Genomic DNA, 17,165 nt, shown 5'->3' on the forward strand with positions numbered 1-17,165 from the left:
TAGAAAACCCATTGTTTTTCTACTTATGATTGGGGTTTTTATCCATATACAGGAAAAATAAAAGAAGTTGTCTCCAAAAGTTCGTTTTTAACGACCTTTTGGGACAACCTCGTTTTTATTTCTTCATTAATTATGAACTGTTTCTTTTTCATTTAATCCAAGTGTACGACCTGTAGAAGTGTGAAGGTCTTGGAACAATCTTGGATTTTCTGTTAATGAAATGCCGTAAGAAGGAATCATTTCTTTTATTTTTCCTTCCCATTCTACCATTCGGCTTGGGAAACATTTTTCTAGTACTTCAAGCATAACATGAACGGCAGTAGAAGCACCCGGTGATGCACCTAGTAACGCTGCGATTGATCCATCAGCCGCACTAACAACTTCTGTACCGAATTGAAGTGTTCCTTTACCGCCAGCATCAGTATCTTTAATTACTTGTACACGCTGACCAGCAACTACAATATCCCAATCTTCACTTTTTGCGTTCGGAATGAATTCGCGTAATTCTTCCATACGTTTTTCATGTGATAACATAACTTGCTGAATTAAGTATTTTGTTAATCCCATTTCTTTTACACCAGCAGCTAACATCGTTAAGACGTTATTCGGCTTTACAGAACCGATTAAGTCAAGGTTTGAGCCAGTTTTTAAGAATTTAGGTGAGAACCCTGCGAACGGTCCGAACAATAAAGCTTTTTTATTGTCTATATATCTCGTATCAAGGTGAGGTACAGACATTGGCGGAGCGCCAACTTTAGCTTTACCGTATACTTTCGCATGATGTTGCTCTACAACTTTTTGGTTTTTACATACCATAAATAGTCCACTTACCGGGAATCCACCAATATGTTTTGATTCAGGGATACCAGTCTTTTGTAGTAGGGGTAGGCTACCGCCACCGCCGCCGATAAAGACGAATTTAGCAGTGTGATGCTCAATTTTACCACTATTCATATCGTGTACTTTCACTTCCCACAAACCATTTTTCGTGCGTTTAATGTTTTCGACACTATGTTTGTAGTTTAGCTCGACATTTTTCGTTTTTAAGTAATCAAACAACATTCGTGTTAATGCACCAAAGTTAACATCTGTTCCAGAGTCAATTTTCGTTGCCGCCATAGGCTCATTAGATGTACGACCTTCCATAATGAGTGGAAGCCATTTTTTTAATGTTTCAGGAGAATCGGAAAACTCCATTCCTTGAAACAGTGGATTTTTTGAAAGCGCTTCAAAACGGTTTTTTAGAAACTGCACATTTTTTTCACCTTGTACTAAACTCATATGAGGTAGAGGCATAATAAAATCTTGTGGATTACGAATTAATTTGCTTTTTACAAGATATGCCCAAAATTGTCTTGAAAGCTGGAATTGCTCATTCACTTTTACAGCCTTACTAATATCTATAGATCCGTCAGATTTTTCGGAAGTATAGTTCAGTTCGCATAGCGCAGAATGCCCTGTACCTGCATTATTCCATTCATTAGAGCTTTCTTCCCCGGCACTTGCGAGTTTTTCAAAAACTTTAATTTCCCATTCTGGTGCTAATTCTTTTAGCAATGAGCCTAACGTTGCACTCATAATTCCTGCACCAATTAAGATAACGTCTGTTTTTTGCTGCATGTTGCTCATGATAATCTCTCCATCCCCTATATTGGCAAAAAAGAGTAGGTGTTTTCTATGTCTAAGCCGTAAAAGAGAAACACCGCCTAGGCCCCACCTAGGTATTTACCTTTTTTGTCTCAATTGTATAACCATCTCATACTCTATTATAATAATTAATAGACTAAAATATCTAGTGTTATCTGATAATTTTAAACTATTTAACGTTTTATTCGCCAAAAATCTTATTTAACAAGCTCTTTTAAGGTGATAAATAGAAAAAAATTACAGTTTGAAATTATCTCGAAAAAGCTTACGTATCCAAAAGCGGGTAGAAAGGATACCTTTTTGTGGAATTTTTTGCTCTGTTTATTGTATGATTATTCTGAAAATTAAAGGAGGGATACACATGCATACACAAGAACAAATCGCAAGCTTATTTCGAAATTTTTCAATAAAGGAATGTAAAGGGTCAAGTGACTTATATGAATACTTAGCAATAAAAATAGCTGAAGATGAGGAAGTACTTACACTATCGTCTTATGCTCAGGTAGGTCAACCAGTCCCAAACTTATTATTAGGTGCAGTACATTATTTATTACTAGCAGGGAAAGAACATCATCTGAAAACGTATTATAGTAGCTTAGTTGAAAGTGCTAATACGGATTTAGATCAAGCTTTTCATCATTTTAAAGATTTCTGTAAAATGTACAGAGAGGAAATCATTACTTTATTACAAACGAAACTTGTTCAAACGAATGAAGTAAGACGATGTGCGTACTTATATCCAAGTTTCAATTACATATTTAACAAAGTGAATAAACCGTTAGCTTTAATAGAAATTGGGACAAGTTCTGGATTACAACTATTTTGGGACCAATATAGCTATTCGTACGGTACAGGTGAAAGTTACGGAAATATAAATTCGAATGTACATGTAACTTCTGAAATAAGAGGGGAGAATGTGCCTCAGCTTTTAAAAGAAAGTCCACCTGTCTTAGAAAGAATCGGACTAGATTTACATGTAAATGATTTACATAGTAACGAAGATTATTTATGGCTACGTGCACTTGTTTGGCCAGAACATAAGGAAAGGCTTGAACTCTTTGACCAAGCTGCATCTTTAGTGAAAAATGAATCTGTTCAATTAGTAGAAGGAGACGGCGTGGAGCTATTACCATCTATTATTGAACGAATAAGTAGAGATGCTGTTATCTGTATTTTCCATACACACGTCGCAAATCAAATACCAGAACAAGTAAAACGTAAGCTGGAAAAACAAATCCAAGAAATAGGTGCAAATCGTGATGTATTCCATCTTTATAACAACATGTGGGACCGGGACCTTCATATTGATTATTATATTAACGGAAACGAATATCGTGAAACGGTTGGAGAAACGGAAGGGCATGGGAGATGGTTTAGCTGGAAACTTGGGAATGAGACGCTTTGTTAATATGTGAGAAATTTTTATTTTCTAGAAGTTAGATAATGAAATTCCAGAAAATGAAAGTAACTAGTTACTTTCATTTTTCTTTTGTGATAATATGTTAGTAATTACTTACTTACATATTGAATGGAGGAATAAAAATGGGGAAATTAACAGCACGAGAAAAAGTTATGGAAGCTGCTACGCTATTATTCGGAGAAAAGGGCTATACAGCGACAACAATTCGTGAAGTGGCAGAAAAAGCGGGAGTGAGCGAGTTAACGATATTTCGTAATTTTAAAAATAAGGAAAATCTTTTTAGGGAGAGTATTATTTTACGGACGACACCAGTGGCCTTGTTAGAGGAAATAGAAGAGCAATTTACGGGTGATTTATATAAGGACCTTACAAAAGTAGCAGAAACATATATTCAAACCAATTTGCCAAAGCTGAACTATATTTGGGCTGCGTTAATAGAATCAAGACAAAATAGTGAAATGAAAACATTACTACATGAGTTAAATTCACATCTAGTGAATCACTTAGAAAAATATTTAAAGCAACTTGGTGAGAAGGGACACATTTCCACCTGTAATTACCGTTTGATAGCGAATATGTTTTATGGACAACTGTTTTTATACATTATGAATGTAAGTATATCGGAAGAAGAAATTCAGTTAGAAGAGTATATAGAGACATGTGTAAATTTATTTATGAATGGGATTTTAAATAAATAAAACGAATAAGGGTGGCAGAAATGAGGAATATATTTGCATTAATAGCTTTAATTGCAGGTTTTTTTATGGCAATTTTAGATTCAAATATTGTGAATATCGCATTACCAGAAATGACAAAGACATTTCATACTTCAATTGATACAATTTCTTGGGTTGCTAATAGTTATAATGTTGCCTTTGTATCGTGTTTATTAATTGCAGCACGTCTGGCGGATCAGTTTGGTCGCAAGAAACTGTATATTATTGGTTTATTGTTTTTTTCTATTAGTTCATTTATGTGCGGTATAGCCACTTCTTTTCATACATTAGTTGCTTTTAGGGTAATACAAGGACTTTCTGCCGCAGTTATCGTACCAGTTGCTATGCCATTAGGCCTTAATTTAGTACCGAAAGAAAAACAAGGTATGATAGGAGGCGTCATGGGAGCTTTTGGGGGATTAGCAGCGGCGATTGGCCCTTCACTTGGAGGCGTTTTAACTGAAAAATTAAATTGGAGTTGGGTGTTTTTTATTAATATACCAGTTGGTATTTTATCTCTTATCTTCGTGATTCTTTGTATTAAGGAATCGTATGATCATGCTGCAAGCTCTAAAATAGATTGGGCAGGTATGATTACTTCTGCATCTGCACTATGCTTACTCGTATATGCACTCATACAAGTAAATACAAATCATTTAAGCATGATAAGCTTAATACTTCTTTTTATGCTCTCACTCATAGGATTTAAATTGTTTTTTATCATTGAAAAGAAAAGTGAAAATCCAATGTTGCCATTAAAATTATTCACAAATAAAGAGTTCGCACTCTCGAATCTTTCTTTATTCTTTGTTGGAATGGGATTAATGAACTTTTTGTTTATACTTGCTTTTTATTTCGTTCAAGTAGGAGGTATGTCAGAATTACAGTCAGGTTTAATCATTAGCACACTAGCTATTGTTTCAATGCTTGTTACAGCAATAGTAACACCAATTGCAGCAAAGCAGGGGAGTTCATTAATAGGTAGTGTAGGGCTACTAACATTTATCATATCATCATATTTATTTAGTCAAATAGATTCAAACTTTACTACATGGGATTATATTTGGCGATTAATAATCGTTGGGATTGGAACAGGTTGCACATTAGCGCCATATACAACAACAGCAGTTTTAAGTGTGCCTATTGAAAAATCAGGTGTTGCTGCAAGTATATGTAATATTTCAAGAACAGTTGGAAGTATTGTTGGGGTTGCGATACTTGTGATGTTTCTGAATCATCAATTATTAGTTGAAAAAGAGAAGGTAAATAGGGAAGTAGTAACTGTGATTAAAAAAAGTGATTTGTCAAATTTAGAAAGGGGGGAAGTACTGCAAGCGATAAATAAAAAACAGCAAATCATATTAAAATCTGATGGAGAGCGAAAAATTTACAAACAAGTAAAGGAGGAATATCAGCAAGGAATAATTCGTAGTTATAATTTAGCATTTTTAATGGGCGCAACTATATTTTTTATCGCATTTATTTTTAATATAGGAAGAGTCTTATTAGAGAAGAAGAGGATCGTTTGAATAAAGAAAAAGGCTGTGCGTCATATAGAGCACAGCCTTTTTATAGTGATATGTATTTAATCAAAACCCAGGTAATCCATCAATCTCACAAATTTTCTTGGATGTAAAACTTATATTTAGTAAAATTTTGCGCGAGGGGATGTTGTTCGGATCAATAATTACAATATAGTTTTGGCATAGTATTCCTCCAAACTAAAATTTTTTTTGTTCGTCAGAAAGATTGTCTTTAACACTATTACTTACACTACCATAACCGTTGTTTTCAGTAAAACACGCTCCATCTAATGTAAGATTCCCTGAATGTTGTAATGTATTAAAAGTTCATTGGTACGCTCATTACTAAGTCGTAACATATCATATATGTATTTTTGGCTATATTGAGGATAGGTTGGTTTTATATATGTTTTAGTAATTGAAAGAAAACTATTAAGTATGAAGAAGGGGATAAAACGTTTATAGGGGATATAGAAAGTTATAATATATAGAATTAGAAATAAGAATTTGATAGTATTGGAGTAAGGAGTTTTAATAACAGTATATTAAGTCGTATTAATATATCTGTTGCGAATGCTTTCATTAAATCTCTTATTTTAATGGGAGTATTTGATAGAATTCAAAAAATATAATGGAGGTTAATATGAAAAAAGTAATTGGCGCAGCAACAGCAACTGTTTTCGGATTGGGAGCATTTACTACAACTGCTACTGCAGAAACGATCGTAACAGCAGATGTACTCAACGTACGTGAAAAACCGACTACGGAATCAAAAGTGGTCGAAAAAGTAAAAAACGGGGAAGAATTAAAAGTCATAAATACCGAAGATGGCTGGTCAAAAATTGAGTTAAATGGTAAAGAAGTATTTGTAAGCTCGGAGTTTACTAAAGATATTTACCATGTAACAGCAGATTTGTTAAATGTACGTTCTGAATCAAACACAGAATCAAAAATTCTTGGCAGACTGAAAAAAGATGATGTAATTGAATCAACGAAGCAAGTAAAAGACGGATGGCTACAATTTGAGTATAAGGGAAAAACAGCTTATGTAAATGTTTCTTTCTTATCAAGTAAAGCACCAATTGAAAAAAAGGCCGGCGAGAAAACGAAGCAAGTAGCGAAAGTACAAAAAACGGTTAAAGCTAAGGAAGAAGTGAAAGTCCAAGAAGTAGCGAAACCTAAGGAAGAAGTGAAAGTCCAAGAAGTAGCGAAACCTAAGGAAGAAGTGAAAGTCCAAGAAGTAGCGAAACCTAAGGAAGAAGTGAAAGTCCAAGAAGTAGCCAAAGCTAAAGAAGAAGAGAAAGCGCAAGAAATAGCAAAGGCTAAAGAAGAAGAGAAAGCGCAAGAAATAGCGAAGGCTAAAGAAGAAGAGAAAGCACGAGAAATAGCAAAGGCTAAAGAAGAAGCAAAAGCGCAAGAAATAGCAAAGACTAAAGAAGAAGAGAAAGCGCAAGAAATAGCAAAGGCTAAAGAAGAAGCGAAGGCGCAAGAAATAGCAAAGGCTAAAGAAGAAGCGAAGGCGCAAGAAATAGCAAAGGCTAAAGAAGAAGCGAAGGCGCAAGAAATAACAAAGGCTAAAGAAGAAGCAAAAGCGCAAGAAATAGCGAAGGCTAAAGAAGAAGAGAAAGCACGAGAAATAGCCAAAGCTAAGGAAGAGGCGAAAGCACGAGAAATAGCGAAGGCCAAGGAAGAAGCAAAAGCCCGAGAAGCAATAAAGACAAAAGAAGAGTCTAAAAATAACACGCAGTCTGCTAAACGTGAATTAACGGTGGTGGCGACAGCATATACTGCTGATCCGAGTGAGAATGGTACATATGGTGGACGCGTTTTAACTGCGATGGGGCATGATTTAACGGCTAATCCGAATATGAGAATTATCGCAGTTGATCCGAAAGTAATCCCATTAGGATCTAAAGTTTGGGTAGAAGGTTATGGAGAAGCTATCGCTGGTGATACTGGAAGTGCCATTAAAGGAAATCGTATTGATGTTTTAATGGGTTCAAAAAGTAAAGCTATGAATTGGGGAAGGCAAACTGTTAAAGTTAAAATTCTTTAATAAATATAGTAAACTAGATAGAAGTCAGTTTTCTTAATTGAGACTGGCTTTTATTTTTGTATCGCAACATCAGTAAGAATCGCATCAAATATGTCTTTTTGCGTGAAATTATCTGTAAAAATAGTTTCTCTGGCAACCTTAATAGTATCGTGCGGATTATACCATTTTTGTAGGGAATCCTCACCAAATTCATGTCGTTTGTCCCTTGTATTATGTCGTCGAATCGTTTCTTTTAATGATAAATCAAAGTAATATGTATAGGCGTTTCCTTCAAAAAAATGTATTAACTCTTTCAACATTTCACCGTATCTTCGACTGTTTAAAATACCTTCTAAAATAACAAACTCACATTTCCCTTTTCCGTACTTTGTAATTTCATATAGTAAATCATGTGATAAATTGCCCATCGTATCGTGTACTCTAAGCATATCTCTACGTACAACATCTTGTGATACTAAAAGTGTCCCTTGTCCGAAATGTTCTTGTAGTTGCTTTGCGATTATTGTTTTACCGCTTGCGGAGTTTCCTCTAAGAATGATTAATGTTGATTTAAGTATAGGATTAGACATAATGAATTCCTCCAGCATGTATGATTATATAGAAAATTTTAACAAATAAACTGTAAAAAGTGTATAATTAATAGGGTGGAAATAAAAAGGTGGGAGCTATATGGAACATGAATTAAATAAGGCGCAGCCAATTTGGAAACGGACATGGTTTCGCTATCTAGGGGCATTTATAATTGTCCAATTACTATTTATCCCGCTTTAATGGGCAGTAAGACCCCCACCTCAAAATCCAGGAAAAGCAAAGAATTTAGGTGGGGGATCAACTGCCCATAAAAGTCCGATTGGTTCAACTAATAATCAGTGGGGGGGGGAAGACCCCCCACTGATTAAAGTTTCACTTTATTATTTGTGAGATTACAGGATGGGCACCAAATTTTAAGCCAGGTGGAGAGTTTTTAAATAGAATTTTACATTCTGAATTTTTCACGGAATGGTTCACTCCATATGAAATTCCTCATTTTAATGTATTTACAGCATTTTTTGCGATTACATTGTTACCATACGCATTAATAGGTGCAATGAAAGATTTCACAACAAGGAAAAATATAAATAATTAAAAAGAGGTATTATATGCTATTTCAAAAAGATCATGTATCGGTACGGTACGTAAAAGAAGAGGATGCACAGGTCATTTCAAAATGGTTAACGGACCCAGAAGTACTGCAGTATTACGAAGGGCGAGATAATCCGCAATCTGTAGAGATGGTACTGAATCATTTCATACATAATCCCAATAGTCATGAAAAAAGATGTGTAATAGAGTTTAATGATATGCCGATTGGTTATATTCAAATGTATCCAGTTGATTCTAAGTGGAAAGCATTATATGGATATGAAGAATCTCAAAATGTATGGGGAATGGATCAATTTATCGGTGAGCCAACTTATTGGGAAAAAGGAATTGGGACGAAACTCGTTCAGGCAGCAATTACATATATTATGGAGAACACGGGAGCAGAAGCAATCGCAATGGATCCGAAAGTTAATAATGAACGTGCAATAAAATGTTATGAAAAATGCGGATTTAAAAAGGTGAAGATGTTAAAGGAACATGAGCTGCATGAGGGGAAATTAGAAGATTGTTGGATGATGGAATATATACAAAGGGAGCTGCGCGAAATGAAAAAAGCTTTAATAGTAATTGATGTGCAAGCAGGTATGTATACAGCGGGAATGCCAGTACATAACGGGGAGAAGTTTTTAGAAATATTGCAAGAACTTATTGGGGAGTGTCGTTCTAATGATATTCCAGTTATTTATGTACAACATAACGGACCAAAAGATCATCCGTTAGAAAAAGGTACAGAGGGCTGGAAAGTGCATGATGCGATCGCTCCGCAAAAAGGGGATCGTATCGTTGAAAAGACGACACCAGATTCATTCCATGAGACGAACTTAAACGAAGTATTACAAGAAAAAGGAATTGAACATGTTATCATTTCAGGTATGCAAACAGAGTACTGTGTAGATACGACAACGCGAAGAGCGTTTAGTGAAGGATATAAAGTTACGTTAGTGAGTGATGCACATAGTACGTTTCATACAGACGTGTTACGTGCGGAAGACATTGTGAAACATCATAATGTAGTGTTTGGAGCATTTGCTGATGTTGTTACATTAAAAGATTTGAAAGAAACTGTCTCTAAATAAGAGGCAGTTTTTTATTAGAAGAAATCATGTCGATAAGTCGATATAATTTCACGTACCATAATGAAAACATGAAAAAGGGAGCACCACATAATTAAAAAGGGCGCTCCTGCATCAAAATGTTACTTCTTCTTATCTTTATCCAATATATTCTGTTCTTCAGCAAATTCCGTACCATATGCAAAACGGCGATTAATATGAATATTATCGTTGTGGTGTCTTGTGCGGGAGTTAGAGAAGCGATGGACGATTACTTCAGATAATGTGAAGACGATCGCAGAAAGGATGCTTCCCCATGCAATTTGCATATAGTTGTCTAATAAAATATTACCGAAAATCCATACACTTAAATATGTTAGTAAGAAATCCGACATAATGGCACCAGTATTGCCAATTCGATTCAAAATAATTTTATCAACGAACATATAAGATACGATTGTTACAAAAAGACTGAAAGAAATAATTTGGACGAACGTTGCAGGGAAAAATAAAGCGAGTCCAATACTGAATGCGATAATACATGAAATAAATTTGATAAGCACTACTGTGAAATCATTCAAAATTTACACCTCCGATTTATACATAGTTTTTCAATAAATTCTGGAGTTCATACATTGCAACGGGCATATTTACATAAAACTTTTTCATGTTTGAAAGTTAGTCTAAATATTATAAAAATAACAAAAAAATGTTATAGTAAAATGAGAGTATATGACATTTTTAGGTAAGGGGGAATCCTCGGTGTGGATTACTTCAGAAGTAGAAATTCCAGACGAGTTAATTGATCATCTTGAAAAAGGAAAGTTAGTACTATTTGTTGGAGCGGGAGTTTCTATGAAAGGGAAATCAAACTTACCGAATTTTGATGATTTAGTTGATGAAATTGCAAAGACGTTATATGTCGAAAAACGTGAAATAACAGAACCGCATGATTATTATCTTGGTAAAATTGCGAAAACAAAAGATGTACATCAAGTTGCAAGAGATTTAGTTCATATTGAAAAGTCAAAGCCGAATCCGCTTCATTATGCGATTCCGAGGTTGTTTCCTTTAGATACAGAAGTCCGTATTGTAACAACAAATTTTGATCGACATTTTACAACTGCAATGAAAGAAATGAATAGAGAATTAAACGTATATTACGCACCTGCGTTACCTACAGGTAGAGCGTTTAAAGGACTCGCTTACATACATGGCAATATAGAACAAGAAAAAGAAGCGTTAATTTTAACAGATGGTGATTTTGGAAGGGCTTACTTGACAGAAGGATGGGCAAGAAGATTTTTAGTTGATTTATTCTCGAATTATACCGTTTTATTCGTTGGATATAGCCATAATGACCCAGTAATGAAATATTTAGCAACTGGTTTACCACCAAGTACAAGACGTTATGCATTTGTCGCACAAGGGGAAAATACGTACCACTGGGAGCATTTAGGAATACGGCCGATTGTATATCCGAATAAAGGTAATAATCATCAATCTCTCGTTAAAGCAGTAAAACGATGGGCGGAGTTAATGGGGGATAATTATATTACGAAACGAATGCGAATTCGTGACATAGTAACAGTTCCGCCGTCAGTAGAGCAGGAACAATTATCATACATAAAACAATCTATAAAAAAAATTGAAACAGTCCGCTACTTTGTTGAATTTGCTCACGATTATGAATGGGTGGAATGGCTTGAAGCGGAAGGGAAATTACAAAATTTATTTTTAATTACATCAAACTATAACGAGGTAGATGAATTACTGGCAAAATGGTTAGTGGAACAATTTCTTTTTAGTCATCAAAAAGAATTATTTCAATTAATTTTTAAAAATCATTCTAAACTATCTCCATTATTATGGAGAACAATTTGTAGCTACTTAAACGAAACGAAAATGAAAATGGACCCTTTGTTGTTTGCAAGGTGGACACTCCTTTTATTAGAAACAGCTGAAAAAGATAGTAAATCGATCGAAACAATTTCTTACTTACTGCAAAAATGTTCTTTTCCTGAGCATAAAGAAATTGCTTTATTGTTACTAACGTTTATTTTGGACGGCAAACTTAAGTTGAAGCGTGAAAGAAAATGGGGAAATGATACCGGGGAATCAATAGAACTTGAGGAATCGAGTCGGTTACCCGTGTCTACATTTTCTTTTGTGGAGCAAATTTGGAATGAAAAGATGAAACCGCATATTTCTTATTACGCCGTTCCAATTATGATGATGGGAATAGAGAAGATGCGGATGTTATCACTAAGGCAAACGGCATTGAAAAAAAGGGATAAGGAAAATGTGGAAAAAGAGTTTCGGCAAAATGATCTTGCATTTTTAATTCAAATTGTAAAAGAATGTTTAGCCTATTTATGTGAAAACGATGAGAAAAAAGCAAATTATTATATTACAGAAATGATAGAAGCAAACAGCATACTTCAAAACCGAATTGCAATTGATGCGATGAATAAAAATATATTTGTTAGCGCCGATGAGAAAATAAAATGGTTGTTACAGGAAGGGATTCTTTTAGATGTCACGTATAAACAAGAAGTTTTTCAACTTATAAAAAATCATTACGCACTCTCTTTAGAAAAAACAAAAGAAGAAGTCATTCAAATTGTACTGAAGGATCTTGCAGAGGAGAGGGCATTTGATGTTTGTTTCGTTTTAGATTTATTATTCAATTGTGATACAAATAGTCCATCTACAGCAAAAGGTTATGAGTTAATGAAGCAAAAACATCCTCACTTTCATTCTGATCGATACAGTGTACAAAAGAAAGAGGTCGCAGAACAAAGTATTACTTGTAATGTAACTGCCGATGGATTATTGCAGCTAAAAGATGAGGAAATTATGAAACAAGTTCAGCAATTTTCTCAAGATGGTGTTTTTGAACAACGTCATTTTTTAGAGATGTTATCGAAAGCATGTAAATTGAATACAGAATGGAGTATTTCATTTGCTTATCAATTAGTAGGTATGCATGAAATAAGTAATGAAGTTTGGTTTGTTTGTATTAGAGAGTGGCGAAATAACAGAGGACTGACAAATGAACAAATACAAAAAGTTATTCCTCTATTGCAGAAATTTGTTAGAAATACTGCTTTTCATTGGTTAATTAGTAGTTTTCTATATGAAATTAGTAATCGATTAGAAGAGTTAGAGGAAAATAGTATACGCAATGTGAAACGGTTTGCTTTTTCGGTATTCCCTCAAGTAATGAAAAGTGATACGGATTTTAAGCTTGGAAAACAAGATTTTTACAATGAATCGATTCAGCATCCTGTTGGAAAAATGACAGCAGTATTATTAAAACTGTTATCATATGATCATTTATACGATCGTAATGTGTATGAATATTTATTTTTGTTTGAAGAACAAGTAAGAATTAGTACAGAACGGACAAATTTTATGATAGCTCGTTTAGTAGCAGACATTACATTTCTTTATCATATTGAGAAGCAATGGTGCCGAAAATATTTGTTACCGTACTTAGAGTTAAAGAAGGAAAATGAGATTACGAAATATGCATGGGCCGGCTTATGTTACACACAAATCAATTTACCTTTATTTACAGAAATGAAGCGATTTATTAAGTACGCGGTAGAACATTTGGAAGTATTACATCCGCATACGAGGGAAGCTTTCTTAAAATGGCTCAGTTTTGTATTTATTAAATGTGTACTGTATTGGGAGCAAAAAACAGATTGGTTATACCCTTTACTTATACGAGAAAATGAAGAAAATAAAATTAAATTTATGCAGTTCTTATGCTATTACGTCAAAACGTTAAGTGCAAAAGAACAACAAAAATTTTGGGCAGCTTGGCTCAATATATTTTTGCGAGAGCGACCGAAAATGGGGGGAATCACAGCTAGAGAATATGTAATGCTTTTACGTATTATATTATTTATGGATGAAATAATAGAAAGAGGCTTATTGATAATTTGCAAATCATTTTCGGACGTGGGTGGAAAAGGGAATCAAACGGAGTTAAAACAGTTATTTCATGAAATACTTGAGAAGACAGAGAGTATAAAGATGTATAAAGAGTTGTATGCAAACGTATTTTTCACTTTACTGCAAACGCTTCAGGAAGCTAATTTACTTGAAACTGAAATCATTCAAATAAAAGAATTATTAATTGGATATAGAGTAGAAAAATGTGTAATAAATGCAATAGATAATGAGATAATTCGCATCGGAATTGTTCTGGAGAATTTACAAGAAGAAATGTAGAGCAAAAATGTAATTTGAAAAAATATATAAAAAGTTGTTGACAGTGTTTTAAAAAGCGTTCTATAATACGAATCATACTTATTCAATTTCAAAAAACATTTGAATAAACAAAGTGCAATGAAGAGATCACAGTAGTGGTTAGTCTTACTGTAACAGAGAGCTGGTGGTTGGTGTGAACCAGTACAGGGATAATCATGAATTACAGTCTTGGAGCATCTTTTTCGTAGTAAAGATAGTATTGTCTTTATGAAGAAAAAGCGGTCAATTGATCGTTAACAGTGAAGAGAGGTAGACAGAAGTGTAGTCTACAACTAGGGTGGTACCGCGATAAATATCGTCCCTACTGATTTATTCAGTAGGGACTTTTTGTATTTTAGTGGCCCAACTTGAAAATTAAATATGCATGCGTTGAAAGGAAAAGCAGTAGTTGTTGTTTCCCTGTAACAGAGAGCTGGTGGTCGGTGTGAACCAGTACAAAAACAAGAGCGAATTACAGTCCTAGAGCATCTTTTTCGTAGTAAAGATAGTATTTATCTTTATGAAGGGAAAGACGGTCAGATGATCGTTAACAATGAAGAGAGGTAGACGAAAGAAGTCTACAACTAGGGTGGTACCGCGATAAATATCGTCCCTACTGATTGCATCAGTAGGGATTTTTTGTACAAAAAAAGTGGGTTTTTAACTAGTAGATAGTGTCTTTGTACGAATTATTAGTTTAAAATAAGAAGAGGTATCGATTCCACTTTAAATTTGTATAATTGACCAGTTCAGAAAATAGAGAATTTTTCATTCTCTTACTATACTTTTAAAACATTAGAGGAGGATTTCCAAATGGCAAATCATGAATTAGATCAATTACGTAAACAGGTAGATGAAATTAACTTACAACTATTACACCTTTTAAACAAACGCGGTGAAATCGTTCAAAAAATTGGGGAACAAAAGCAAGTACAAGGTACAAAACGTTTTGATCCAGTACGTGAGCGTGAAGTGCTTGATATGATTGCAGAGAATAACGAAGGACCATTCGAAACATCAACAGTTCAACATATTTTCAAAACAATCTTCAAAGCTAGCTTAGAATTACAAGAAGATGATAACCGTAAAGCATTACTAGTATCACGTAAAAAGAAACAAGAAAACACAATTGTTGATGTAAAAGGTGAATTGATTGGTAACGGAACACAAACGTTCATTATGGGACCTTGTGCGGTAGAAAGCTTAGAGCAAGTTCGCCAAGTAGGGCAAGCAATGAAAGACCAAGGCTTAAAATTAATGCGCGGTGGTGCTTTCAAACCGAGAACATCTCCATACGATTTCCAAGGTTTAGGAGTAGAAGGATTACAAATTTTACGTCAAGTAGCAGATGAGTTCGACTTAGCGATCATTAGTGAAATTTTAAATCCGAACGATGTTGAAATGGCATTAGACTACGTTGATGTAATTCAAGTTGGTGCACGTAACATGCAAAACTTCGATTTACTACGAGCTGTAGGTAAAGTTAACAAGCCAGTATTATTAAAACGTGGATTAGCAGCAACAATTGATGAGTTCATTAATGCAGCGGAATACATCATTGCACAAGGTAACGACCAAATTATTCTTTGTGAGCGCGGTATCCGCACATACGAAAGAGCGACACGTAACACATTAGACATTTCAGCAGTACCGATTTTAAAGAAAGAAACACATTTACCAGTTGTTGTTGACGTAACGCATTCAACTGGACGTAGAGATTTATTATTACCAACAGCGAAAGCGGCTCTTGCAATTGGCGCAGATGCAGTAATGGCTGAAGTACATCCAGACCCAGCAGTTGCATTATCAGATTCTGCACAACAAATGGATATTCCGGAATTCCATAGATTCATGGAAGAGTTAAAAGGTTTCAAAAATAAATTATCTTAATTCCATATTATATATGCGCTGAAGAGGAAACAGTAGTGCTTATCTCACTGTTAAAGAGAGCTGATGGTTGGTGTGAATCAGTACAAAGATAAGCATGAATTACAGCCTTGGAGCATCTTTTTCGTCAAGTTTTGATGGGAAAGACGGTCTAATGATCGTTAAAGAAGAAGAGAGGTAGACGAAAGAAGTCTACAACTAGGGTGGTACCGCGATGAACATCGTCCCTACTGAGCGCTCAGTAGGGACTTTTTTGTACAAAAAAATAGTAAAGGGGCAAGAGAAATGAGATACATTACAGCTGGAGAATCACATGGACCGCAGTTAACAGTTATTTTAGAAGGTGTACCAGCAGGTTTAACGCTGGCGGCGGAACATATTAATAAAGAATTATTAAGAAGACAAAAAGGGCACGGACGCGGAAGACGTATGCAAATTGAAACGGATACAGTTGAAATTGTAAGTGGTGTTCGTCATGGGATGACACTTGGCTCACCCATTACGTTAATCGTAAAAAATGATGATTTCAAACATTGGACGAAAGTAATGGGTGCAGATCCAATTTCGGAAAAAGAAAGTAAAGAAATGAAACGTACAATTACGAAACCACGTCCAGGACATGCGGATTTAAACGGGGCAATTAAATACGGTCACCGTGATATAAGAAACGTACTAGAGCGCTCATCTGCAAGAGAAACGACAGTAAGGGTTGCAGCTGGAGCAGTTGCGAAACAAATTTTAAAAGAATTAGGCGTAGAAATTGCAGGGCATGTACTTGAAATTGGTGGAGTAAAAGCAAAACATATTTCAAACTTATCAATTGAAGAAATTCAAACAATTACTGAAAGCTCACCAGTTCGATGTTTAGATAAAACAGTAGAACAAGAGATGATGGATGCGATTGATAATGCAAAAAGTAGCGGAGATTCAATCGGCGGCATTGTTGAAGTCATTGCAGAAGGAATGCCGATTGGCGTTGGTAGTTACGTTCATTACGATCGTAAATTAGATGCAAAACTTGCTGGTGCGATTATGAGTATTAATGCATTTAAAGGTGCTGAAATCGGCGTTGGTTTTGAAGCGGCAAGACAGCCAGGTAGTAAAGTGCATGATGAAATTTTATGGGATGAGGAACAAGGATACACGAGAAAAACGAATAATGCCGGCGGTTTAGAAGGCGGTATGACAACGGGAATGCCAATTGTCGTAAGAGGTGTAATGAAACCAATACCTACATTATACAAACCGTTAGCAAGTGTTGATATTGATACGAAAGAAGCATTCCAAGCGAGTATTGAAAGATCTGATAGCTGTGCAGTACCAGCAGCAGGTGTAGTAGCTGAATCTGTTGTAGCATGGGAACTTGCACATGCACTAGTCGAACAATTCGGAAAAGATCGTATGGAGTTAATTCAGCAAAATATTACGCAACATAATAAATACGCAAAAGAATTTTAA

The 17,165-nt window shown here is 35.0% G+C and carries 11 protein-coding genes, 4 pseudogenes and 3 other annotated features; of the genes and pseudogenes, 11 read left to right on the forward strand and 4 right to left on the reverse strand.

All coding sequences use genetic code 11. The annotated features are described in order from the left end of the window. Window positions 1–126: 126 nt before the first annotated feature. Window positions 127–1,629: a malate:quinone oxidoreductase gene (locus ACTFSI_RS12330; RefSeq protein ID WP_000069168.1), complete on the reverse strand. Its 1,503-nt coding sequence runs from the start codon at window positions 1,627–1,629 to the stop codon at window positions 127–129. Window positions 1,630–2,008: 379 nt separating this feature from the next. On the opposite strand from ACTFSI_RS12330, the gene ACTFSI_RS12335 reads away from it, so the two are divergent. The 3 genes from ACTFSI_RS12335 to ACTFSI_RS12345 all read left to right on the forward strand — a co-directional run bounded on the left by ACTFSI_RS12335 (window position 2,009) and on the right by ACTFSI_RS12345 (window position 5,312). After that, window positions 2,009–3,055: a DUF2332 domain-containing protein gene (locus ACTFSI_RS12335; RefSeq protein ID WP_138321814.1), complete on the forward strand. Its 1,047-nt coding sequence runs from the start codon at window positions 2,009–2,011 to the stop codon at window positions 3,053–3,055. A gap of 134 nt (window positions 3,056–3,189) precedes the next feature. After that, on the forward strand, window positions 3,190–3,765 hold the full coding sequence (locus tag ACTFSI_RS12340; protein ID WP_000517415.1) for a TetR/AcrR family transcriptional regulator: 576 nt from the start codon (window positions 3,190–3,192) through the stop codon (window positions 3,763–3,765). 20 nt (window positions 3,766–3,785) lie between these two features. After that, window positions 3,786–5,312 (forward strand): MFS transporter, encoded by a 1,527-nt coding sequence (locus tag ACTFSI_RS12345; protein ID WP_138321817.1) that lies wholly within the window; start codon window positions 3,786–3,788, stop codon window positions 5,310–5,312. A gap of 60 nt (window positions 5,313–5,372) precedes the next feature. On the opposite strand, the pseudogene ACTFSI_RS12350 reads toward ACTFSI_RS12345, so the two are convergent. Further along, window positions 5,373–5,471 (reverse strand): annotated as a pseudogene (locus ACTFSI_RS12350) (GNAT family N-acetyltransferase); the annotation flags it as partial. A gap of 478 nt (window positions 5,472–5,949) precedes the next feature. Between ACTFSI_RS12350 and entB the strand changes: the two are divergent. After that, window positions 5,950–7,362, forward strand: coding sequence for a cell wall-binding protein EntB (entB, locus tag ACTFSI_RS12355; protein ID WP_440045418.1), 1,413 nt, complete (start codon window positions 5,950–5,952; stop codon window positions 7,360–7,362). Window positions 7,363–7,412: 50 nt separating this feature from the next. Here the strand turns inward: entB and ACTFSI_RS12360 are convergent, their stop codons facing one another. After that, complete coding sequence (locus tag ACTFSI_RS12360) at window positions 7,413–7,931, reverse strand: kinase (RefSeq protein WP_044793574.1); 519 nt, start codon at window positions 7,929–7,931, stop codon at window positions 7,413–7,415. A gap of 100 nt (window positions 7,932–8,031) precedes the next feature. On the opposite strand from ACTFSI_RS12360, the pseudogene ACTFSI_RS12365 reads away from it, so the two are divergent. The 4 genes and pseudogenes from ACTFSI_RS12365 to ACTFSI_RS12380 form a co-directional block, all read left to right on the forward strand. Continuing rightward, window positions 8,032–8,118: pseudogene (locus ACTFSI_RS12365) on the forward strand (YfzA family protein); the annotation flags it as partial. Between the two features lie 151 nt (window positions 8,119–8,269). Continuing rightward, window positions 8,270–8,488: pseudogene (locus tag ACTFSI_RS12370) on the forward strand (YfzA family protein); the annotation flags it as partial. A 13-nt stretch (window positions 8,489–8,501) separates the two neighbouring features. After that, a pseudogene (locus ACTFSI_RS12375) lies at window positions 8,502–9,029 on the forward strand (GNAT family N-acetyltransferase); the annotation flags it as partial. Between the two features lie 21 nt (window positions 9,030–9,050). Beyond that, window positions 9,051–9,581: a cysteine hydrolase family protein gene (locus ACTFSI_RS12380; RefSeq protein ID WP_241747724.1), complete on the forward strand. Its 531-nt coding sequence runs from the start codon at window positions 9,051–9,053 to the stop codon at window positions 9,579–9,581. Window positions 9,582–9,700: 119 nt separating this feature from the next. Here the strand turns inward: ACTFSI_RS12380 and ACTFSI_RS12385 are convergent, their stop codons facing one another. Further along, the gene (locus ACTFSI_RS12385) at window positions 9,701–10,138 is read right to left on the reverse strand and encodes a YndM family protein (protein WP_000997706.1); all 438 of its coding nucleotides are present in this window, start codon (window positions 10,136–10,138) and stop codon (window positions 9,701–9,703) included. Between the two features lie 151 nt (window positions 10,139–10,289). On the opposite strand from ACTFSI_RS12385, the gene ACTFSI_RS12390 reads away from it, so the two are divergent. The 3 genes from ACTFSI_RS12390 (at window position 10,290) to aroC (ending at window position 17,165) form a co-directional block, all read left to right on the forward strand. Continuing rightward, on the forward strand, window positions 10,290–13,802 hold the full coding sequence (locus ACTFSI_RS12390) for a DUF4020 domain-containing protein (RefSeq protein ID WP_080776566.1): 3,513 nt from the start codon (window positions 10,290–10,292) through the stop codon (window positions 13,800–13,802). A 108-nt stretch (window positions 13,803–13,910) separates the two neighbouring features. Beyond that, window positions 13,911–14,147, forward strand: a binding site (T-box leader). 54 nt (window positions 14,148–14,201) lie between these two features. After that, window positions 14,202–14,438, forward strand: a binding site (T-box leader). Between the two features lie 195 nt (window positions 14,439–14,633). Next, window positions 14,634–15,710, forward strand: coding sequence for a bifunctional 3-deoxy-7-phosphoheptulonate synthase/chorismate mutase (locus ACTFSI_RS12395; protein ID WP_001273582.1), 1,077 nt, complete (start codon window positions 14,634–14,636; stop codon window positions 15,708–15,710). Window positions 15,711–15,719: 9 nt separating this feature from the next. Beyond that, window positions 15,720–15,939 (forward strand) — a binding site (T-box leader). A 53-nt stretch (window positions 15,940–15,992) separates the two neighbouring features. After that, the gene (aroC, locus tag ACTFSI_RS12400; RefSeq protein ID WP_001269401.1) at window positions 15,993–17,165 is read left to right on the forward strand and encodes a chorismate synthase; all 1,173 of its coding nucleotides are present in this window, start codon (window positions 15,993–15,995) and stop codon (window positions 17,163–17,165) included.

This window comes from Bacillus cereus group sp. MYBK101-2 (assembly GCF_051918845.1).
Taxonomy (GTDB): domain Bacteria; phylum Bacillota; class Bacilli; order Bacillales; family Bacillaceae_G; genus Bacillus_A; species Bacillus_A paranthracis.